The 22,526-nt window shown below is 44.5% G+C and carries 19 protein-coding genes and 1 pseudogene; 17 read left to right on the top strand and 3 right to left on the bottom strand.

Going from position 1 to position 22,526, the window contains the following annotated elements; translation table 11 throughout:
• Window positions 1-114 precede the first annotated feature (114 nt).
• From ACFP56_RS03875 to ACFP56_RS03820, 12 genes are all read left to right on the top strand, one after another.
• Window positions 115-1,464 carry a glucose-6-phosphate isomerase gene (locus ACFP56_RS03875; RefSeq protein ID WP_379231305.1) on the top strand — a complete coding sequence of 450 codons (1,350 nt, stop codon included), beginning with the start codon at window positions 115-117 and terminating at the stop codon, window positions 1,462-1,464.
• Between the two features lie 91 nt (window positions 1,465-1,555).
• The gene (locus ACFP56_RS03870) at window positions 1,556-2,188 is read left to right on the top strand and encodes a YigZ family protein (RefSeq protein ID WP_379231303.1); all 633 of its coding nucleotides are present in this window, start codon (window positions 1,556-1,558) and stop codon (window positions 2,186-2,188) included.
• Between the two features lie 233 nt (window positions 2,189-2,421).
• Window positions 2,422-2,931, top strand: coding sequence for a hypothetical protein (locus ACFP56_RS03865; RefSeq protein ID WP_379231301.1), 510 nt, complete (start codon window positions 2,422-2,424; stop codon window positions 2,929-2,931).
• On the top strand, window positions 2,889-3,617 hold the full coding sequence (locus tag ACFP56_RS03860) for an AIM24 family protein (RefSeq protein ID WP_379231299.1): 729 nt from the start codon (window positions 2,889-2,891) through the stop codon (window positions 3,615-3,617). Before ACFP56_RS03865 ends, ACFP56_RS03860 begins: the two co-directional genes overlap by 43 nt.
• A 180-nt stretch (window positions 3,618-3,797) precedes the next feature.
• Entirely contained in the window at window positions 3,798-4,601 is an 804-nt protein-coding gene (gene cysT / locus ACFP56_RS03855) for a sulfate ABC transporter permease subunit CysT (RefSeq protein ID WP_379231297.1), read from the top strand.
• On the top strand, window positions 4,601-5,398 hold the full coding sequence (locus ACFP56_RS03850; RefSeq protein WP_379231778.1) for a sulfate ABC transporter permease subunit: 798 nt from the start codon (window positions 4,601-4,603) through the stop codon (window positions 5,396-5,398). Before cysT ends, ACFP56_RS03850 begins: the two co-directional genes overlap by 1 nt.
• 3 nt (window positions 5,399-5,401) lie before the next feature.
• Window positions 5,402-6,466: a sulfate/molybdate ABC transporter ATP-binding protein gene (locus tag ACFP56_RS03845; RefSeq protein WP_379231295.1), complete on the top strand. Its 1,065-nt coding sequence runs from the start codon at window positions 5,402-5,404 to the stop codon at window positions 6,464-6,466.
• A 41-nt stretch (window positions 6,467-6,507) separates the two neighbouring features.
• Window positions 6,508-7,551, top strand: coding sequence for a sulfate ABC transporter substrate-binding protein (locus ACFP56_RS03840; protein ID WP_379231776.1), 1,044 nt, complete (start codon window positions 6,508-6,510; stop codon window positions 7,549-7,551).
• A 178-nt stretch (window positions 7,552-7,729) separates the two neighbouring features.
• Window positions 7,730-8,209, top strand: a complete 480-nt coding sequence (gene fur / locus ACFP56_RS03835; RefSeq protein WP_379231292.1) for a ferric iron uptake transcriptional regulator — start codon at window positions 7,730-7,732, stop codon at window positions 8,207-8,209.
• A gap of 322 nt (window positions 8,210-8,531) precedes the next feature.
• Window positions 8,532-11,432, top strand: a complete 2,901-nt coding sequence (locus ACFP56_RS03830; protein ID WP_379231290.1) for a glycoside hydrolase family 10 protein — start codon at window positions 8,532-8,534, stop codon at window positions 11,430-11,432.
• Window positions 11,433-11,726: 294 nt separating this feature from the next.
• Complete coding sequence (locus ACFP56_RS03825) at window positions 11,727-12,500, top strand: ABC transporter ATP-binding protein (protein ID WP_379231287.1); 774 nt, start codon at window positions 11,727-11,729, stop codon at window positions 12,498-12,500.
• Window positions 12,500-15,007, top strand: coding sequence for an ABC transporter permease (locus tag ACFP56_RS03820; protein ID WP_379231285.1), 2,508 nt, complete (start codon window positions 12,500-12,502; stop codon window positions 15,005-15,007). The genes ACFP56_RS03825 and ACFP56_RS03820 overlap by 1 nt, the downstream gene beginning before the upstream one ends.
• A 202-nt stretch (window positions 15,008-15,209) precedes the next feature.
• Here ACFP56_RS03820 and ACFP56_RS03815 read toward each other — a convergent pair whose 3' ends face one another.
• Window positions 15,210-16,013, bottom strand: coding sequence for a Cof-type HAD-IIB family hydrolase (locus ACFP56_RS03815; protein ID WP_379231283.1), 804 nt, complete (start codon window positions 16,011-16,013; stop codon window positions 15,210-15,212).
• 82 nt (window positions 16,014-16,095) lie between these two features.
• On the opposite strand from ACFP56_RS03815, the gene ACFP56_RS03810 reads away from it, so the two are divergent.
• The 5 genes from ACFP56_RS03810 to ACFP56_RS03790 all read left to right on the top strand — a co-directional run bounded on the left by ACFP56_RS03810 (window position 16,096) and on the right by ACFP56_RS03790 (window position 20,894).
• Window positions 16,096-17,508, top strand: coding sequence for a S41 family peptidase (locus ACFP56_RS03810; protein ID WP_379231281.1), 1,413 nt, complete (start codon window positions 16,096-16,098; stop codon window positions 17,506-17,508).
• 197 nt (window positions 17,509-17,705) lie between these two features.
• Window positions 17,706-17,906, top strand: coding sequence for a cold-shock protein (locus tag ACFP56_RS03805; RefSeq protein WP_379231279.1), 201 nt, complete (start codon window positions 17,706-17,708; stop codon window positions 17,904-17,906).
• A gap of 159 nt (window positions 17,907-18,065) precedes the next feature.
• A complete protein-coding gene (locus ACFP56_RS03800) occupies window positions 18,066-18,284 on the top strand; it encodes a DUF1450 domain-containing protein (protein ID WP_379231277.1) in 219 nt (72 codons plus the stop codon).
• A gap of 98 nt (window positions 18,285-18,382) precedes the next feature.
• Entirely contained in the window at window positions 18,383-18,889 is a 507-nt protein-coding gene (locus ACFP56_RS03795; RefSeq protein WP_379231275.1) for a ferritin, read from the top strand.
• Between the two features lie 199 nt (window positions 18,890-19,088).
• Entirely contained in the window at window positions 19,089-20,894 is a 1,806-nt protein-coding gene (locus ACFP56_RS03790; RefSeq protein WP_379231273.1) for a B12-binding domain-containing radical SAM protein, read from the top strand.
• A 156-nt stretch (window positions 20,895-21,050) separates the two neighbouring features.
• Here ACFP56_RS03790 and ACFP56_RS03785 read toward each other — a convergent pair whose 3' ends face one another.
• On the bottom strand, window positions 21,051-22,046 hold the full coding sequence (locus tag ACFP56_RS03785) for a type I phosphomannose isomerase catalytic subunit (RefSeq protein ID WP_449290043.1): 996 nt from the start codon (window positions 22,044-22,046) through the stop codon (window positions 21,051-21,053).
• 9 nt (window positions 22,047-22,055) lie between these two features.
• Window positions 22,056-22,418: pseudogene (locus ACFP56_RS03780) on the bottom strand (VOC family protein); the annotation flags it as partial.
• Between the last annotated feature and the right edge of the window lie 108 nt (window positions 22,419-22,526).

Here is a 22,526-nt window from a genome sequence, read left to right as displayed (position 1 = left end):
GTTATTATAGCTGCTGTACTTGTGTTTACGGTGCAAATTCGATATTCTTAATTAAAAGTCATTTCATTTTTGAGATTGAAGCTATGCTTCGGAATTTTGGAGGTCGTTAAAACGATGAGTAATACAGTAAAATTTGACTACAGCAAAGCCTTGGCATTTGTTGGACAGCATGAGGTAGATTATTTCTCTGAGCAGGTGCGCGTTGCACATGAGCAGCTACATAATGGTACAGGTGCAGGTTCAGACTTTTTGGGCTGGATTAACCTTCCTACAGAGTATGACAAGGATGAGTTTGCTCGTATTAAGAAAGCGGCAGATAAAATTCAACAGGACTCTGAAGTGCTGGTTGTCATCGGTATTGGCGGATCATACCTGGGAGCAAGAGCAGCGATCGAGATGCTATCCAACTCCTTCTATAACATTCAATCCAAAGAACAGCGCAAAACTCCTCAGGTTTTGTTCGCTGGTAACAATATTAGCTCTACATACGTGAAGCACTTGCTTCAGCTTCTTGAAGGTCGTGACTGGTCCATTAACGTTATTTCCAAATCAGGAACAACGACTGAGCCGGCTATCGCCTTCCGTATTTTCCGTGCAGAGCTTGAGAAAAAATACGGAAAAGAAGAAGCTCGCAAACGCATCTATGCAACAACAGACAAAGCAAAGGGCGCACTAAAATCTCTTGCAACAGCAGAAGGCTACGAGTCCTTTGTCATTCCTGATGATGTAGGTGGTCGATACTCTGTGCTGACAGCAGTTGGCTTGCTTCCGATTGCCGTTGCAGGCATCGACATTGATGCGATGATGAAAGGTGCTGCTGATGCATCCGTTGCCTACAGCAAACCATCCTTGGCTGAAAATGAAGCCTATCAATATGCGGCTATCCGCAATGCGCTATACCGCAAAGGTAAAGTTACTGAAATTCTTGTAAACTATGAGCCAAACCTGCACTTCGTATCGGAATGGTGGAAGCAGCTGTTCGGTGAATCAGAAGGTAAAGACTACAAAGGCATTTACCCAGCATCTGTAGACTTCTCGACAGATTTGCACTCTATGGGTCAATTTATTCAAGAGGGTAACCGTAACATTTTCGAAACCGTCATTCAAGTAAATGAGGTTGCTGAGCAAATTACGATCGAAGCAGAAGAAGCGGATCTTGATGGTCTAAACTTCCTTGCTGGCAAAACGATGGACTTCGTGAACAAAAAAGCGTTCCAAGGAACACTTCTTGCTCATACTGATGGACAAGTACCTAACCTGATCGTAAACATTCAGGACATGACGCCTTACACATTCGGCTACATGGTATACTTCTTTGAAAAAGCATGTGCAGTGAGCGGATACTTGCTAGGCGTTAATCCATTTGACCAACCAGGTGTTGAAGCATACAAAACCAATATGTTTGCATTGCTTGGCAAGCCTGGCTTTGAAAAACAAAAAGCAGAGCTTGAAGCTCGTTTATAATCGACAGTCTTTTAGTCGGTAATAAAATGAATAATCCTGCACAGTGTGATCTAATGTGCAGGATTATTTCTTGTAAAGGAGAGGGATTAGGTTGCTGCAGCGATATCGCACAGTACGACAGGACGGCAATAAAGAGATTGTCATTAAGAAATCACGCTTTATCGGCTACGCACGACCTGTTGAAACGGAAGAAGAAGCAATTGCATTTATTGATGAAATCAAGCGTCTGCATCGCCAGGCTACACATAATTGCTCAGCCTATATTGTAGGGGAGCGGGATCAGTTTCAAAAAGCATCGGATGATGGGGAGCCAAGCGGCACTGCAGGCAAGCCGATCCTTGAAGTAATTAAAAATAAAGGATTGAAAAATGTCGCGGTAGTCGTCACTCGATATTTTGGCGGCATTATGTTAGGCGCAGGCGGTTTGGTGCGCGCCTATACAGATGGAGCGGTCGCAGGCATAGAGGCGGCAGAGGAGATTGTGTATGTCCTGCATCGCGAGGTATTCATAGAGGTGGACTATACCTGGTATGGGAAGCTGGAAAATGAGCTGCATGGTCGCGGTACACGTCTTGGCCATGTTGATTTTACAGATAAGGTGACAGTATGCTGCTTGCCTGAGGCTGATCAGGCTGAACAATTTGTGGCGTGGGCTACGGATATTACGCAAGGAAAATCAAGTATTACACTCGGAGAAGAACGCTACTATATCGAGAATGAATAACGAGATTGCTAGACTCGAAATGAGAGCCTGCTGGAGATAGAGCCAGCAGGCTTTTTTTGCTATAAGCGTGTAATGTACGGCAAATGAGCTCGGGTTTAGTCAAGCGTACAAACTCGTTTTGTAAACAAATTATCTAGCATTCGCATAAAAATCCGACAATTAATGACAAAATTATGATAGAATAGATAATAGTTGCATATGAAAACTACTAGATTATAAAGCAGGTGAGTGCAATGAAAATCATGCTGAAGGTTGGCTTTATTGCAGCTATTATTCTAATGATAACCTTGACAACGACTGAAACGGCGGAAGCGGGCTTTTTTGATCGAGCGAAAGATATTTATAATATTCCAGATAAAATTGAAGAAATACAGATGGAATACAATGCGGCCAAGCAGGCGATGGAAAATCAAATTGCCACGCAACAGGAGCAGCTGGAGCAATCGCGCAAGCAGGCTGAAGAGCTCATGAATCGTCAGGATGCTTTGAATGAAAGCAATGAGTATTATCGCCAGCAAAACGAGCAATATCGGGAGAAAACCGAAATGCTGCTTGCTGAAAATCAAAATTTATTACTTAAAATGGAGCAAATGGAGCAAGCTCGCAAGTCTCTTTATCATAAGCTATTGATTGCGGCTGGATCGATTATTGCATTGGTGTTTCTATATGCGCTTTCCGTTCGCATTTGGCGGTTTGCGGTATGGCGCAGACAGGTACGAACGCGGGAAGTACAGCTGCCATGAACATAAGCGCTCCCCCGCCGATTGGACATGTACGCATTCAGCTTGAAGCGGAAGAAACGCTTCATGTGCTGCATGCGAAAGCGATTATGGCTTATCAAGGCTCGCCGCTTGGACGTGAGGACAAGCTAATGGGGCTTGGTGGTGTATACCGCAAGAAGAAATGGATACGCTCCCGTCTGCAAGGTCCTGCATCGTTTATGCTTGGCTTGCCGGCCGGTTTTTCATTGGAAACCCTTGATATCCCTGAGGATAGCAATTTACTGTTTGATTTTCGACATGTGGTCTTTTTTACAGAAGGGATACACTATCAAAGCAAAATATTGAAGCTGAAAACGGCGTGGATTACGAAAGAGCTCATTCGCATCAAATTTTCGGGCCCAGGCAAGCTGGGAGTTATATCTGTTGGCGATATTGCAACCATGCAGCTTGATCCGGTTACCCCGTTGTTCGTTGATACGAGCGCGCTTGTCGCTTACCCGGAGGACGCCTCCATTCGTTTGGCTGTGTACGGGAATTCCCTCGCTAGTCAGCATATGAATGTGCAGTGGGAGCTTCGGGGAACAGGACCAGTGCTTGTTCAGACAGGCTCTCGCGACCGGCAGCTTGAGAACAAGCTTACCGATGAGGGCTGGTTTAAGCGACTGCTGCGCGAGCTTTTACCGTTTGGCAGTGTATATATCAAGTAATAGCGGCGCAATAAGAAGAAAAAGCGGCAGAGACATCTCTGCTGCTTTTTCTGTCCGGGCAACATGCACAAATAATAAAAACCTATTGAAAAATACATTGACTTCCATTAGGTGGGAGTGATACATTGTAAATACCTAGTATTCAAGTGGGATTAATTATATTCATGGAGGCAGAGCACATTGAACTCACTTTTTCGTAGCCCAAAATGGAGCTATAGCTTTCGTACGATCGTCTTCATTTACTTTATTGGACTGATTATTATACCCATTATCGGGATTTACACACAATCTCTCTCTGCAGGGGTCGCTAGCTTTATAGAAAACTTATCGGATCCGCTAGCTTGGAAGGCTGTACTATTGACGCTCAAGCTTGCAGCGATTGCAACGCTCATCAATATCGCAATCGGCACGATGATCGGCTGGGTGCTTGTACGATACGAGTTCCCTGGCAAAAGTATTATTAATAGTGTAATTGATTTGCCATTTGCACTGCCAACCGCAGTTGCTGGTTTTATCATATTGCTGCTCGTTGGACCAAGCAGCATGTTTTATGACTGGTTTGGCATCGATATTGTGTTTCATGAGCCGGCAATTGTCATAGCGATGGTATTTGTGACCTTTCCATTTGTTATTCGCGGACTTCAGCCGCTGCTTGAGGAGTTAGACCAATCAGAGGAAGAAGCAGCATATACGCTTGGTTCTTCCAAGGCTCACACCTTTTTCAGAATTATATTGCCGACAATGCTGCCAGGCATACTAAGCGGTGCGATGCTGGCATTTTCTCGGGCGATAGCTGAATTTGGAGCGGTCGTTTTAATCGCCGGCAATATTCCCGGAAAAACACTTGTTGCATCTGTTTATATTTTTGGAGAAATTGAAAGCAACAACCCTCATGGAGCGGCTGCAGTATCGGTATTGCTGCTGACCATATCGTTCCTGATTCTTTGGTTTATACACAAGCTTAATCGTGGGGGTCAGGCATGATGAGAAGACTTTGGATCACATTAACTTATATCGTAGTAGGATTGCTGCTGTTTTTGCCGCTATACAAAATTTTTACAGGAGCATGGGCCGACGGCTTTACTGGCTTTTTCGATGCTCTGCTGCGAACGCAATCCTTGCATGCCCTTAAAATGACAGGACTTATTGTTGTCATTGTAACTGTACTTAATACGCTGTTTGGCGTGATGCTATCCATTTATCTTGTACGCGCAACTTGGCTGTCTCCGCTTATGAAGCGATTAAGCAATAGCATCGTCGATTTGCCATTTGCGGTTTCTCCTGTTATTGGAGGCTTGATGATCGTATTGCTGCTTGGACCTAATACAGTGCTTGGCACCCTGCTGGGCAATGTTGGCGTTCAGATCGTATATGCGCTGCCAGGGATGGTGCTTGCTACCTTGTTTGTAACCTTCCCAATTATGGTGCGCGAGGTTATGCCTGTTTTGCAGGAAATTGGTGATCAGCAAGAGCAGGCTGCCACAACGCTTGGCGCCTATTCATGGTATACGTTTTGGAAAGTGACATGGCCGAATATCCGATTTGCCGTGATGTACGGCGTTGTGCTTACTGTAGCACGCTCGCTGGGTGAATTTGGAGCGGTGCTCGTTGTATCCGGCAATATCATTAACAAGACGCAAACAGCAACAACCTTGGTATATCAGGATGTAGAGAATTTTAATGTTGTGGCTGCCAATGGTATTGCCTTGGTGCTTGCAGCATTTTCTATTATGCTTCTGCTTCTAATGGAGTGGACGAAAAAGAGAAAGGAAGTGCATTAGCCTATGCATATCGAAGTGAAGAATCTGAATAAAGAATTTGGCAGCTTCCATGCGGTACAGGATGTCAGCTTTGAAATTGAAAAGGGTAAGCTGATTGGCTTCCTGGGACCAAGTGGTGGTGGTAAAACATCGATTTTGCGCATGCTTGCAGGACTCGAAACGCCGACCTCTGGCGATATTTACTTTCATGGCAAACGTGTAAATGACCTGCCTCCACAAGAGCGCGGCATAGGCTTTGTATTTCAAAACTATGCGTTGTTCAAGCATATGACGGTGTTCGACAATATTGCCTTCGGACTTAAAGTGAAAAAGCAAAACAAATCATTCATTAAGGAACGGGTGCAGTACTTGGTTGAGCTAACAGGATTGAAGGGCTTCGAGCATCGGTATCCGCATCAGCTGTCAGGTGGTCAGCGTCAACGTGTAGCGTTTGCGAGAGCGCTCGCTCCTGAACCACAGCTGCTGCTGCTCGATGAACCGTTCGCAGCGATTGATGCGAAGATCCGCACTGAGCTTCGCACATGGCTGAAGGATATGATTAGCGAGCTGGGCATTACGTCAATCTTCGTTACACATGACCAGGAAGAGGCAATTGAGGTTGCAGATGAAATTATGATTATTAGCAAAGGCAAGCTGGAGCAAAAAGGGACGCCGTGGGATATTTACAAAAATCCAGAAACGCCATTTGTCGCTAGTTTCATCGGCGAGTCCTCGTTGATTGAAAATATACAAAGCTTAAAAGGCTACGAAGATGTTGCGAAGTCTGAAGGTATTAAAGCGCTAATCCGTCCAGAATATATTGAGGTAGGCAAGTCAGGCGAAATTGTACTGGCATCTGCTACGATGGATGCTATAGTGAAGCATTTGCACTTTCGCGGCAGCGAATGGATGGTCGAGCTTGACATTGATGGACAGAAACTTATTACGTACCGCTCCCTTGAGAAGGAAGTGCTCCACCCTGGCGAGCAGGTAAAAGTGCTCGTTCATCGTGCGTATTTGTTCAATGATGAAAAGAGCTGGATAATGGAAAATCCGCTTAAGGTCGATCCGCTGCCTATTTATATCTAGTGATTATGCGCAAAAGGTGTGGAGATAACGTGACGATATCTATGAAAGCAAGAGCATTGAAATATTCGCTGTTAGTCATATGTTTATTACTTGTTGCAGGCTGCAGCGGCAATGGGGCGTCAGTACAAGAAACAACACCGGCTACGGGCGATGTTACCTTAGTGGTCGGCGCTTATTCTGTTGCAAAGGATGCGCTGCAGGAGCTGCTGCCGATGTTTGAGCAGCAATGGCTGGAAGCAACAGGCCAGCGTATTAAAGTACAGGAGTCGTATGAAGCATCCGGTACACAGGCACGCGCAATTATAGGTGGCTTTGAGGCCGATATTGCAATATTGGCAATGGAAGGCGATATTGATTTGCTTGAAGCGGCAGGTCTGATTACGCATGATTGGCGCAGTCAAGGGTATCAAGGTATGGTTACGAGCTCCATTGTTGTGCTTGGAACACGTACAGGCAATCCGCTTCAGATCGAGGATTGGGATGACCTGGCAAGAGAAGGCGTAAAGGTGTTATACCCGAATCCAAAAACCTCCGGGGGCGCGCAGTGGGATATCAATGCAATCTACGGTGCTGGATTAAAGCAGTCTGAGACGTTGTTCGGCAGCCCCAATGCTGATTATGCGAAAAACTATGTTAAGCAAATTCACGCCAATGTCGAATCGCTTGATAAAAGCGGGCGAGCATCGATGGCTGCATTTGAATATGGAGTTGGCGACGTAATCGTCACCTATGAAAATGAGCTGCTTGCAAGAATTGCAAAAGGTGTTGACTACGATATTGTCATCCCCGAGCATACGATTCTTATTGAAAATCCGATCGCCTTAGTTGACAAGCATATTGATCAGCATGGCAATCGAGAGGTCGTTGAAGCCTTTTATCAGTTTCTCCTATCAGAAGAAGGTCAGCGCGTTTTCGTTAAGCATGGCTTCCGCCCAGTCAATGAAACTGTAGCCGCAGCTATTAAGGGGCAATTCATAGAGCCAGATGGTTTATTCGACATCTCCTATCTTGGGGGATGGGATTATGTGAGGGAGCAGCTGTATTCCAAACGAGGAATATGGTATCAAGTATTGGCGGATTTATAGCGAATTAGTGAAATGTAAGGGATAATCAGAAGAAATGAGTCGAACAGATTCAAATATTTTCTGACATCCCTTTTTTTGTTGTTGCTTTATTGGGCAAAATAGCATACCATTATTTTAGAATCATTCTAAAATGAGAAATGTTTAGAATAAGCTTGCCTTGTATGGCTGAGGAGGCGAAATGATGAATATACAAGCTGAGATTGAAAAAATAAAGCACAGCTTGATGGAAAGCGGATATAAGCTGACGACGCAGCGTGAAATCATCGTTCGGGTGCTGCTCGAAAATGAAGAGGATCATCTCAGCGCGGAAGATGTCTACATGCTTGTAAAGGAAAAGTTCCCCGAAATCGGGTTAGCTACCGTATATCGTACGCTCGAGCTGCTCGCTGAGCTGCAAATTGTTGCAAAAATGAATTTTGGTGATGGTGTTGCTCGTTTTGATCTGCGTGGTCAGGACCATGAACATATGCACCATCATTTGATCTGTCATACATGTGGTGCGCTTGAAGAAATTAAAGACGACTGGCTTCTTGAATTAGAACAGCGTTTAGAAGCAGAGTTTGGATTCAAGGTACTGGATCATCGTCTTGACTTTATTGGAAATTTTGCTAGCTGTCCGAATCGTGAATGTAAAAGTCATGCACAAAAAGGATCATGATGATTTATCGTGTAGATTTTTCAATAACGTGTGACTTATTATGACATAAAACATCTTCAATGAGGATTTTGTCGAATGACAAATCGTTTTTTGGAGATGTTTTTTTATTTTGTGTGAGAATTATTAACGTAGTACATGAAGACTATACAAAACTTGTTACTTTATAATCATAAATCAAAAATTGGTAAAAAAATTGTTTACAAATGAATACACTTGCATTTACTCTATTGGTGGGTTAAATAAAATTTTTACAATTTATTTTCATTGTGAAATTTTATTTCAAAATATTTAACCTAATACTACATAAAGGAGAACACATGAAATGCAAGTAAAACGAGTGATACTGGTATGTTTAAGTTGTTTACTAGTTATGGCAAGTTTTTCATTACCAATCGCAAGTGCAGCAGAAGAAAATGTGGTAACAAGTGTAGTTTTTGAAGATTTCGAGGATTTTGGAACGACTGGAGATGTATATGCAACGCAGAGTGCAGCGGCAGATCGTATCGCATTGACGCAAGCAGATAAGCCAGCGCCTGTTATGCATGGACTTTCCTCAGCGAAATTGGAATATGATTTTACGAATACAACTGGAACATCAGCGGCTTACATCTGGTTCAAGGATGCTGATGGTTCAACGAATGGCCGTACGCTTGAAGGCTCACCCTCTAAAATTGGTTTTTGGGTGCATGGTCAAGGCTTTAAGTACTGGATTAGAGGTCATTTGCTAGATAAGGATGGGAAGGAAACCCCGATCGATTTTACAACTACGTCAACAGTAATCGACGGTTGGCAATATGTGAGCGCGAATATACCAGCTGCAATCGAAGGTCCGATCAAGCTGCGCAGAATCTATCTGGTAGAAACAAGCGCAAAAACACAGGGAACGATTTATATCGATCATATAACGTTATTGTACGGTAATTCTCAACTTGCAGAGCTAGAGCTTTCTGATATTCGCTCTATGCAGGTTGGGGAAACTCTTACTCCAAAGCTGTTGGCTACAAAAAATGGCGATAAACAACCAACAACGATAGCATTGAATCAGGCAGCATTAAGCAGCTCCATGCCTGAGGTTGCAGAGATTTCAGCAGACGGTGTTATCGAAGCTAAAGCATTAGGATCGACGACGATAACTGCAGTATATAACGGAAGAGCAGCAAGCTATCAGCTGTCAGTTAGCGAGCATGCAGCTGTGCCCGAACAGCTAATCGTTACTGGACCTGCTTCGCTCGTTCCTACGGAGGAAGTAGCAGTACAAGCATTCGCTGTATATAACGGCAACGAGCTTGTTGATGTAACGGCGCTGACTGAGTTTACTTCAAGTGACGAAGCAATCGCGAGCGTTAATGGCAGCGCAATTCGTGGTGTAAGCTACGGTGAAGTCACAATATCTGGCTCGTACACAACAGAGGCGTATGGAACATTAACGAGCAGTCTGGATCTGCAGGTACAACCAGGCGAGCTTCGTTCGATTGCGATAAAGGATGTTTTCTCCGCCTATGTGGATGGCGAGCCGATAACGGCAAAAGTCTATGGCACGTACCGCATAGAAGGTGAAAAACCGATTACGGAAGGAGTCACCTTCTCAGTTCAAAACCCGGATATTGCATCCATTGATGCCGAGACAGGCGAGATTTATGGCCTTGCTCCAGGCGTAACAACCGTATACGCAGATGTCAACGGTCAGCGCGTTAGTCAGCAGCTTATCGTTACGAATGCCATCAGCTCACCGAAATACGAGCTGCGCGGCGCTTGGGTATCGACCGTTGAAAATATTGACTGGCCAGCTAAAGGAGATACAGATCCAGCATCGCAGCGTGCGGATTTTGTAAAGCTGCTGGACGATCTGCAAGCAGCAGGAATTAATGCGATATTTACACAGGTTCGGCCTACAGCGGACTCCTTCTTTCCATCCGAATATTTCCCTTGGTCGCATTGGCTGACAGGCAAACAGGGCGTAGCGCCTTCGGATGGCTATGATCCGCTAGCTTTTATGATTGAGGAAGCGCATAAGCGCAATATGGAGTTCCATGCGTGGATTAATCCATTCCGGGTAGCGATGCATACGAATGTTGATGCACTGGCTGAAGGTCACCCAGCTCGCGTTAATCAGGGCTGGACGGTTCCTTATGGAGGCAAGCTTTATTTCAACCCTGCCATTCCAGAGGTTCGTGATTATATATCAGAAGCTGTAGCAGAAATTGTTCAAAACTATGATGTTGATGGCATTCATATGGATGACTATTTCTATCCTTACCCTGTAGGCGGCGAGGAGTTTGCTGATGGGGCGCAGTACAATGCTTACATTGCAGCAGGCGGGCAGCTGTCTCTAGGCGACTGGCGCCGTGAAAATGTCAATCAGGTTGTCTCTGGACTGTATGAGACTATTAAGGAAGAGAAGTCTTATGTGAAATTCGGCATTAGTCCATTTGGGATTTGGAAAAACAAGAACAGTGCAGCAACTGGCTCAGATCCTACAGGCTCAGATACAACCGGCCTTGAGAGCTACTCTGCTGTGTATGCGGATATGAGAAAATGGATTCAAAACGGTTGGGTCGATTACATTGCACCACAAATTTACTGGCAGTTTGGTTTAAGAGCAGCTGCTTATGAGGTGCTGGTTGATTGGTGGAAAAACGAGGTTGAGCAGTATGCGGATACGCATGATGTTCATCTGTACGTTGGTCATGCCACGTATAAAGTAGGTACATCTGGCTGGGAGCATGAGGATCAACTGCCTGCACAGCTTCGTTATGCACAGGACAATGGCGTGCATGGAAGCATCCTGTTCAGCTCTAATCACTTCCTGGCTAATCCGCTGGGAGCACTTGACGGCATCAAGGAAACATATGTGAAGCCGTCACTGATTCCTGTAATGCCATGGCTTGGTGGCGAAGCGCCTAGAACCCCAACCTTAGCTCAAACGAAAAATGTAAGCAGCGGTGTGCAGTTAAAGTGGAAGGCAGATAACAAGGGCGAGAAGCCGCGCTATTACGTTATTTATAGAGCATCGGGCAAGCAGGCGCCAAGTACAACGACAACTGAGCATATGGTGGCTACCGTGGCAGCAACAAAGGAGAACATGCAATTATTTATTGATCATACCGCTGTTCCCGGTGAAACCTATACGTATGTTGTTACGGCAGTATCTCGTCTGCATGTCGAAAGTGAAGCAAGCAAAAGCTCTACTATCGCCGTGAAGAAGGTGAAAAACGAGCATTGAGATAAGGATAAAGTGTATAAGCAATAATCAAGAAGCTGTTACTAGTATTCGCTTAGGCGAAGCTGGAAACAGCTTTTTTGTTATGGTTTATTTGCAGTCTATTGCTCTTATGGGGGAGCAAAGCATCAAAAGTACATTTCAAGAAGGAAATAATAAAGTCACTTCCGACGAAAAAACGACCCAATATGACAAAAACACTTTTTATGCAGCAATGTAGTGTAGATTTATAGGATTAGGTTTGTCGTCATACGGATCTATAGTTCGTTCATTATAGGGGAGCGAGGGTTGAGTTCAATGAGTCGAAACATCATATTGAAGCTGGAACAGATAGGAAAATGGTACAAGCAAGGATCTAACAAGCTTGTAGCGCTGCAGAAATGCACGCTGGAGATTGAAGATGGGGAATTTGTAGTGGTTATGGGCACAAGCGGCTCAGGCAAAACAACGCTGCTTAATATAATTGGTGGGATGATTGCTCCATCTTCAGGAGCGCTTTTTGTACGTGGTAACAAGGTGCATTTTGATGCAAAGCATGGTCACCAGCTGTCTGAATATCGCCGAAGGGAAGTTGGTGTGGTTTTTCAGGATTTTAACTTGATTGAAGCGATGACAGTTAGAGAGAACGTAGCGATACCACTTATTTTGGATGGAGAAAGCGCTGCAGTTATTGAGGAGAAAACGGAGCAAATGCTTAAAAAAGTTGGGTTGGAGCAGCGCGGCAGCTTTAAAACGTACGAGCTGTCAGGAGGTCAGCAGCAGCGTGTGGCGTTGGCGAGAGCGTTAATCAAGCAGCCCGCCATACTGCTTGCAGATGAACCTACAGGCAATCTTGATTACAAGACATCCAGAGCAATGCTTGAGCTGCTGATTGATATCCAAACCTGCGCTAAGCAAACCATTGTAATGGTTACCCATGACCCGCTGATGGCGGCATACGGCGAGCGTGTGTTGTTTATGCATGACGGTTTTATGTATGAGCAGCTCAAGCTAGATGCTAATTGTTCAATTGAGCAGAGGCGCGACATCATTGTGACGGAGTTTTATAGCATGAAAGGGATGACGAGCTGATGAGAACGTCAATGCTTGGGATTTCGTTTCGGTTATCGGTTGTCAATCGCTCAAGAATGCTTGCCTCCATTGCCAGTGTCGCCGTTGCAATCGCACTTTTGGTTTCCATGTCACTATTGCTTGCCAATATGGAGAGCTCCTATAAGCAGCAGCTTGCTGACGTTTTTGGCGGAGTTGATGTCATTGTTACACCACCTACGATCTCTGTTCGTTATTTTAATCCGAGCGATCAGGAAAACATTACTCAGTTGAAGGATGTCAAACAGGCATCATTTGTATTGATAAATCCAGTTGAAGGAGAAGAGCTGTTTCTAATCGGGCTGCAAAATGATGAGCTCGCCAAAGCAAGGTATCGGTTCACCGAGGATTTATTGCAGGATGAGGTGATCATTACAGACTCGCTTGCTAGCAGGCTGAATGTGAAGCAAGGCGCTAGTGTTGAGCTGCCTTTGAATTATATTTCGCGTAAGCATTGGACGGTAAAAGAAATTATTGCAGATGTGAATGTAACAGCATTCCCTGATCTTGTGTATATGAATTTGGAAGCGTTGCAGAGAAGCAGCGGACATGATGGATTAGTTTCCGGGGCAATGCTGGACTTGGCAGATGGAGTAGAGCCCCTTTCTCTAATCAGACTCATCGAGCGAACGATACAGGCTCCAGTCGCTTATCAGCTAGTGACAGATAGCGATCTTGCGAAAAGGAATGCAGAGAGTATGCGCTGGATATCCTCGATTGTGACGCTAGCGACCTTGCTTGCCAGTCTAGCTATTGTGTTAAGCAACTTTCGTCTTATGCTTCACAGCATAGTCCGGCCAATAACCATATTACATGCGAATGGAGCAACCAAAAAGCAGCTCTTTTCAATTGTGCTTTATCAGCTTGCAGCGGTTGTAATATGTGGCAGCCTAATTGGAGGAGCGCTTGCAGCGGCGCTTAGTATGCTCGGATCAGGACTGCTTGAACGTCTATTCTCACTTGGCAATGCTTCCTATACGTTCTACTGGAAGCTGCTGCTGATCGATATGATGAAGTATGCAGCTATGTTGTTCATTGTTTTGCTGCCATTGCTAGCACGTGGGTTTTTCAAGCTGCCGATCGAGTATCGCACTGCCGTTATGAATAAGGAACGAGGTGTGTCAAAGTCGCTGCAATATACAGCAGGGCTTATGCTGGCGATATCTATTGTTGTCGTGATCATAGCGGTGCTGAACGAAAAGCAGATATTCTCTCCACTTGCAGGTGCGCTATTTGCCTGCGGGTTATGGCTTGCTTTGCCGCCATGCTTTCATAGCTGGCTCGATTGGCGAATTAGAAGAGGGCTTCGCAGCAAGCAGAAGGAAAAGGTTATTGCGCTGCAATATTTAGCGCTTTATTTCAAGCAAAATATGCTTATTATATTTGCGATATCCGTTTCGATTAATGTTCCTGTTATTGGATATACCATTTTTGATTCAGCGAAAAAAGCGAATATCAATATCGTCAATGAAGAGTTCGTGGCGGATATTCATTTATACAATAACAGCATCACGGTCGCTCTTCCTGATAATGCTGTAGCCGATATTGCTGGAATACCAGGCGTGCAATCCGTCATTCCTGTAAGTCAAGACGATTGGGCAACTGTTATCAATATTAAGGGGGTGACGGAGGAAGAGCGTTATCATCAATTGTATTATAAAAAGAGCAATCTACAGCAGTTGATCGATAAAGGACTAATTCCACCTATCCAGCACGATTTAACCCAAAGCGTAATACTAACCAAGGATTATGCGAAGGAGGTAGGAGTTTCGGTTGGGGATAAGCTCACGCTCATTGATCCAGAGCGGAAGAATGAGCCAATCGGTAATCTGCAAATAGCTGCAATTGTAGATGGGTATTTGCCAGGCTCCATGAGTTTGAAAACCGTTGCCTATGTGGATGCCGATCATTCGATTGTGGGGGCTGATCCCGAATCTCCAGTTGGCAGTAGAGCAAGGGCTTGGAATACGCTGTTGATTGATATCGAGGAAGAACAGCGAGCGTCTATCTATGAGGAGCTTCAGGCATATGCTTCCTTTTACACAAGTATACGTTTTGGAGATAAGCAGCTCGCATTACATGAGATGGAGCAATTTGTACATCAGCGATTTATGTTTCTATATGCGATTGTAGCTGTAACGTTGCTCGTTAGTGCAATTGGCATCTATTATACGATGCACGCCTTCGTCAACCAGAGGCGGAAGGAGTTTGCCATTCTATTTAGTTTAGGGATGACCTTTAAACAGGTAAGGCGTATGCTGGTCCATCAATTGTCCATGTTTTGTATAGTTGCCAGTCTGACTGGCATTGCAACAAGCGTGGTCATTTCCAGTTCGTTGCTGCTTGCGATGGAAAGCCCGATCATATCGCTATCGTGGAGCTTTATACTTAGCCTGACACTTGGGATTGTTGCGTTTGGAGGGCTTCTTGCTTATCGACTAGCTCGACCATTAAGGGTGCTCAGCATTCCGCAGCTGTTAACGAGTTAAGAGATTGTTAGTTTCCCACATATAATCGGTAATATGGAGATAATCCATATTTAAGGGCGTTGAATTCATTGAAATGTGTGATTCCGAGCAAGAGGTTGAACGGGATTCGTTGTAGTTTATCATTCATTTGTTTCAAAATAGAGACAGGGCATGATGTGATATCATGCCCTGCCTCTATTTTAATATAATAGACTCGCGCCATCTATTTCTCCTGAAATACAAACTTCTCAATTACGTGCGCGACGCCGTCCTCATTGTTGCTAAGCGTAATATAGTCTGCCAGCTCCTTTAGCTGCGGTACGGCATTGCCCATCGCCACGCCAAGTCCTGCTGCTTGAACCATTTCCCGGTCATTCCACGCATCGCCAATTGCGATCGTTTCTTCTATCGTGCAGCCGATATGCTCTGCCATAAACTGCAGCGCATGTCCTTTTGTACCTTCCTTATGCATAAATTCAAGATAATGTGCCTTAGACTTTGTAATATGAAGCTGATCGCCAAGCATACGCTGTAAAATAACAAGATGATGGTCAAGCACCTCTGGCTCATCAATAATGAGCATTTTATGATTAGGCTTGTCAATTAACAGCTCGAAATTCGGCTCGATCTTGTACGGAATGTTAGATAGCTTGGAATACGCCTGGATTCTTGCGTTGTCCTCTGTGCCATACAGCACATCATCGACATAAAGCTGCAGATGAAGATTGTGCTCTTTGGCGTATGCAAGCAGCTTGCGCGCAGCATCTGCCGGAACGTTACGCTCATACAGCACCTTCCCGTCAAGCAGAGTTTTGACTAGCGCGCCTTGATAGGTGATAATTGGTACATTGAGTTCAATTTGCTTCGCAATTTTTTGAGCAGAAGCGAACATGCGACCAGTTGCCAAGGTAACGGTCACACCAGCTTCAATCGCACGCTTAAGTGCTGTTTTTGTAGCTTCAGTTACGATGATGTCATCGTTAAGCAGTGTATCGTCTACGTCGATTGCAATTAGTTTGTAGCTCATGTATGTAGAAACTCCCTTCAGCCATCTAAAATCTATTTACGTTTGATTGTAACATATTATCGACAAACAAGGAGAATCATCAATGGAACCAATGGAACAAAAAAGTCAACGTTCAAAACCGTACATAGCGCTTATTACGATAATCGCCTTGGCAGCAGGCTTTTTCGGAGGCCAGCTGTGGACGAAGAGAAATAATTCGATAATGGACGCCGAGGGCTTTGAGCTGCTTCAGGCAACGTATAATCGTATCAATGATAAGTATTTATATGGAGCCAAACAAGAGGAATTGATCAATGGTGCGATTGTTGGAATGGTTGAATCATTAGGTGATCAGTACTCGCAGTTTTTGCCCGACGAGCAGGGTGAGCAATATGTAGATTCCTATCAAAGCAATTTTTATGGAATTGGTGCGGAGATTAAGGTCGTTAATGACCGTTACTTTATCTCTTCGCTTGTCAAGGATATGCCAGCTGAGCAGGCCGGTCTCAAGCCAGATGATGAGATTGTTACCGTTGATCAACAGTCCGTCAGCGGCCTTTCTATGAATGAGCTGCTTAGCAAGGTGCGAGGCGAGAAAGGCACTCGCGTTGTGATTGGCGTGAAGCGAGCAGGAACAGAACAGATCATCGAATTTGAAATTGAACGTGCAGAAATTCCAGTCTATAGTGTGCAGAGTGAGCGATTAGAAGGGGATATTGGTCTAATCTCGATCTCACGCTTTGTAAAGGAAACAGATACGGAATTTCAAGAAGCACTCGATCAACTGCAAAGTGAAGGGGAACTGAAAGGGATCATTCTCGATCTACGCTCTAATCCTGGTGGCCTGTTAGATGAAACAATCCGAATTGCGAATTTGCTCATTCCTAAGGATAAAAAAATTCTTGATGTCGTCTATAAAAATGAAAGCCGTGTTGTCAGCTTTGTGTCGCAACAAAAGGAACCGTTCGAGCTTCCAATTGTCGTGCTGATTAATGAATATTCTGCAAGTGCAAGTGAAGTACTCTCAGCTGCATTGAAGGAGTCAGCAGGTGCCTCTGTCGTCGGTGTTACGTCCTACGGTAAAGGAGTCGTGCAAACCTATGAAGCATTCCGTGAAGGCTCTGTACTTGTCCTGACGGAAGCAGAATGGAAAACACCAAGCGGCAACGGGATTCATGAGGTTGGCGTAGAACCAACGCATCTCGTCGAGCTTCCAGAGTACTCTAAGTTTACAATGATTTCAGCAGGTGCCGAATTGAAGCGAGGCAGCTATGGCGATGATGTTAAGCTGCTTGAGCAGTATTTGAAAGTGCTTGGCTACACTCCTTCAGAGGAGGGCCTGTTCGACGAGCAGACAGAGCAGGCACTGAAGCAGTACGAACGAGACAAAGGGCTAACTGCTGACGGTGTCTATAATACCGAAGTCGGGGCTGCGCTTGTAGAGGATATTCGCGAGCTGCTGGCACGCAATGATACACAGCTGAAAAAGGCACAGGAACTGCTGAATGAACAGTAGTTTAAATGTTTTCTGCTGGAAAAAAATATAGTAGTTGTATTATTTGTTTCCATGTGCTACAATCAATGTATTCAATATTAAGACCTTAGTCGCTTAGTGCATGTAGGCTTTTAGTAACGAATAGGCCGAATTGCACGAAGCGACTTTTTTGTTATAGAGACAAGGACTTAATAAATATATTTAAGGTGGTAACTACTTTGGAACAAGGTATCGTAAAATGGTTTAACGCAGAAAAAGGTTTTGGTTTTATTTCAGTTGAAGGCGGCAACGATGTATTCGTACATTTCAGCGCTATTGTTGGCGACGGCTTCAAATCTCTTGACGAAGGCGACCGTGTAGAATTCAACGTTGTTGAAGGAAACCGTGGTCCTCAAGCAGAAAACGTAGTTAAGCTTTAATATTAATTGCGACGTTCAAAAAGCAGCAGGCATTGATTTCAATGCTTGCTGCTTTTTTTCATGGCCTCCTCATCGTACAGTTTCTGATGACATTGACTTTATCGGTGATAATCATTATCATCTAGATAGATGAATAAACCGATAGTGAGAAGGTGCGACATGAAGATTAAGTATTGCAAGCGAAGCCTTGAGCAAGGTCTAAAGCCTGTCTACAAAAGCATGAAGAAGAAATATCCCAACATCAAGCAGAAGAAAACAGGCTGTCTCAAGCAGTGCAAGTCCTGCAAGTCTGGATGTTTTGTCATGATTAAGTCGCAGCCGATTATTGAAGCATCGCCAGAGAAGCTGTATAAGCGTTTAAAGAAAATTGTGGGCTAATTATTAGGGTAGTGGAAGCTTTTTACTGATTCATGCTTTTCTTATTGTGATTTCTATGTTAGAATAATTACAAATAAGAAAAGCGAGGTGCACAGATTATGAACGATCATTTAGCTAAAGCCCTTAATGACCAAATGAATTTTGAGTTTTATTCTGCTCATGTGTATCTGGCAATGGCAGCCTACTGCTCAGCTGAAAATTTGGATGGATTCGCTAATTTTTTCTTGGTGCAAGCTGAAGAAGAACGATTCCATGGCATGAAGATTTATAAGTTTTTGAATGATCGTGGTCAGCGTGCTACGATTCAAGCGCTTGGTGAGCCTAACAATACGTATATATCGATGGTGGACGTATTTGAACAAGGTTATAAGCATGAGATTGCGAATACGAAGCGTTTCTACGATCTATCTGATCTGGCCATTTCGGATCGTGAACATGCTACAATTAATTTTCTCAAATGGTTTATTGATGAGCAGGTAGAAGAGGAAGCATTATTTGATGGCATTATTACAAAGCTGAAACGCATCGATCAAGATAGCAATGCCTTCTATATGATGGATGCCGAATTTGCAGCACGCAGCTTTGATCCTGCAGCTGAAGAATAACGCACTCCTTTACGGCTATACAGCAATTATAACTATAAATAAGAAGCCTAGATTTTGTCGTTCCTCGGCAAAATCTAGGCTTTTATTGTTGGAAGAAGGACAACCCTTCTTTTTTGCACGAAGATTCGTTACAATAGTAGAATGAGTGTTTAAGGCTTCTAGAAGTGAACTATTGAACGATGAAAGCAGAGGTACCAATATGAAGGTCGTGTTATCTACATTAAACGCAAAATTTATTCATACATCGCTGGCGCTTCGCTGTCTGAAGGCGTACAGCGGTCATAAATTTGATATGGAGATTGCTGAATACACCATTAAAGATCCTGCCATGAATATTGTGTCCGATCTTTTTTCCCGCAATCCCGATGTAATCGGCTTCTCCTGCTATATCTGGAATATCGAAGAGACGATTGTTGTGATCAAGATGCTGAAAAAAATTAAGCCTGAGCTTAAAATTGTACTTGGCGGACCAGAAGTGAGCTATGATACGGATTATTGGATGGAACGTCTACCTGAGGTTGATTTCATCGTTATGGGTGAAGGGGAGGAAACGTTCGATCATTTGCTAACTGAAATCGAGACCACACAAAAGTATCATATGGTGTTTGGCGTAGCTTATCGCAAGCATACAGAGGCAGGTGCTGAAATTCGTATTAATCCAGGTCGACCGAAGCTCGATCTTAATACATTACCTTCACCGCATCGTTTTGAGGAGGATTTGTCTCAGCTGGGCAATCGCATCGTCTATTTTGAGACAAGCCGTGGCTGTCCGTTCAGCTGTCAGTTTTGCTTATCAAGTATTGAAGTCGGGGTGCGCTACTTCGATATTGAACGAACGAAGGCGGACATTATTTATTTGATTGATAACGGAGCGAAGCTGATCAAGTTCGTAGACCGTACGTTTAATATTAAGCGTGATTATGCCCTGGAGATGTTCCAATTTTTAATTGAGAATCATCGTGGCTGTGTGTTTCAATTTGAAATTACAGCTGATATTATGCGCCCAGAGGTGCTTGATTATTTGGCGGAGAACGCTCCTCCAGGTATTTTCCGCTTTGAGATCGGGGTTCAGTCCACGAATGATCCGACGAATTTGGCGGTACAACGCAGACAAAACTGGTCGAAGCTTGTACGTACTGTTACGAAGGTGAAGGACTCTCTGAAAATTGACCAGCATCTGGACTTGATTGCCGGCCTGCCGCTTGAAAACTATGATACGTTCCGCGGCACATTTAACGATGTGTTCGCGCTGCGTCCAGAGGAGCTGCAGCTTGGCTTTTTGAAAATGCTGCGCGGAACGGGCTTGCGCAGAGACGCTGAAAAGTGGGGCTATATCTATATGGATACTGCTCCATACGAAATGCTTGCCAATGATCTGATGCCGTTTAGCGATATCGTTCGCATTAAGCGTGTAGAGGATGTACTGGAGAAGTATTGGAACGCACATCGCATGGACCATACATTGCTGTATTTGGTGGATCATGTGTTCAGCTCGCCCTTTGACTTCTTCCAAAGCTTTGGCGACTACTGGGAAACGCAAGGCTGGCAGAAGATCGGTCATCAGCTTGAGGATTTGTTCTCGCGGTTATGGTCCTACCTGACTGTTGCTCAGAAGCAGGAGGGGGTTACGCTTGACTTGCCAGTTATTGAAGGCTTGATGAAGCTGGACTATTATTTGAACCATCGCTATAAGCCGCGTAAAGTATGGTGGGAGATGGAGCTGGATAAATCAGAATGGTCGCACTGGATGAAAACACTTGCCGAGCAGCCAGAGCTTGCAGGCGAGAAATTTGCCAGCTATCAATTTAATGAACGGGAGCTGCAGAAGCATATCGTAATGGAGAAGGTTCCGTTTAACATGCCTCATTATTTGCAGACAGGTGAGCTGATTGCTGAGGGTGAGTCTTTGCTTGTGATGATGTATGTGCAGGAGCAAGGTGAGCAGAAGCCAACTGCCAAGCCGTACAGTATTAATCTGTCGAAGCAGGAGCAGCTGAATAGCTAGCAAGAAGCGATAGATATAAGAAAAAAGATGGAGAAGGGCCGAACGTTCAAGCGTCTTATGACGCTCGTCGCTCGGCCCCTTTTTGTCTAACTACATAGTTATACGATTGGAGCTATAGGCCTGCTCTGCTCAGGTGCTATTTCGATCCATCAACTATTATTCAGCTGCTGGAACGGTAGAGCGCAGTACAGTCAGCTTTCCTTCAAGGGAGTAAACACCAAGCGTTGCTGGCAGCAGGAAGCATTGTCCAGCTTGTACCGGCTGCTCGTGATGCTCGCCCCAAGTGATGTTACCTTCGCCCTCAGCGATAACGATGATTTCGAAGCTGTCCTTGCTCGTTGTAAGCTGGGCATCTGAAGCAATCAAGCCCTTTTGTACCTTGAAATAAGGAGACTCTGCAATTGTAAGCCATTCGCCTGCTTGCATGGCGCTCGTATCAACATAGGAAGCTCCTGCCCCTTCATAAGCGATAACAGCAAGCGAATCCTCGATATGCAGCTCACGCAGCTTGCCGTCTAATCCAGGACGATTATAGTCATATAGACGGTAGGTTGTATCAGAGTTTTGTTGGATTTCGGCAACAACTACGCCAGAGCACAATGCATGGACAGTACCTGCTGGTATATAGAAGGCGTCACCCGCTTTGACAGATACCTCTTGAAGCTGATCCATAACTTGGCCGCTTTCGATCGCTGCTGCAAGCTGCTCGCGCGTCACGTTTTCTTTTAAGCCATAAATTATTTTCGCATCAGGCTTGGCAGAAAGGATATACCACATTTCTGTTTTGCCGAGCTCGCCCGCTGGTAGCTTATCATAATCATCCGTAGGATGTACCTGTACCGATAGATCATCATTGCAATCAAGCAGCTTGATGAGAAGCGGGAAGCGCTGGCTTTTACCGGACAAACCATTTTTACCGAACCATTCGGCTCCAAATTGCTCGCGCAGTACATCAAGACCTGTACCGGCAAGCGCCCCATTAACAATTTTCGTAATGCCATTTGGATGATCACTAATCATCCAGCCTTCACCTATTGCGCCTTCTGGAGGTGTTAAGCCGAATTGCTCAAGCGCGCGTCCGCCCCATACTCTTTCCTTGAATTGAGGCTTAAACTGCAGTGGATAAGGCTTGATCTCGCCAGGCTGGAACAGCTCCAGGAATTCTCCGTCAGGTCCGTAGAAAAAAAAGTATTTGGAGCCGTCAGGCAGGATCGTAAGTGCATCATCCTGAAGTTTAACGTTTGGCAGCTGCTTCAAGCGCTCAAATTCAGAGTCGATATCGCTTACGGTGAACGCGAGGTGATGAACTTTTCCTTCCGCTGGAAGATCAGCATTGTAGCCTTGGATCAGCTCAAGCACCGTTTCGTTGGAGTGGGGATAACCTAAAAATGCAAGTGTAATAATTCCGTTGGAATGAGGCATCGTGCGCAAATGCTTTAGCCCTAGTACATTAGTATAAAAAGCAATGGATGTCTCAATATCTTTTACCATAAGTCCGACATGCTCGATTTTTTGAATAGTCATCGTGTTTCTCCTTTTCGCGTTAGATCGATTTTTGTTGGCTGGCGTAAAAACTGAAGCAATTAATACATTGTAGAAATCGTTGACATGATGATATGTACAGAGAAATAA

The sequence above is a fragment of the Paenibacillus septentrionalis genome (assembly GCF_042659865.1).
In the GTDB taxonomy this organism is placed as follows: Bacteria; Bacillota; Bacilli; order Paenibacillales; family Paenibacillaceae; genus Pristimantibacillus; species Pristimantibacillus septentrionalis.
This window is presented reverse-complemented; position numbering and strand designations above follow the sequence as displayed.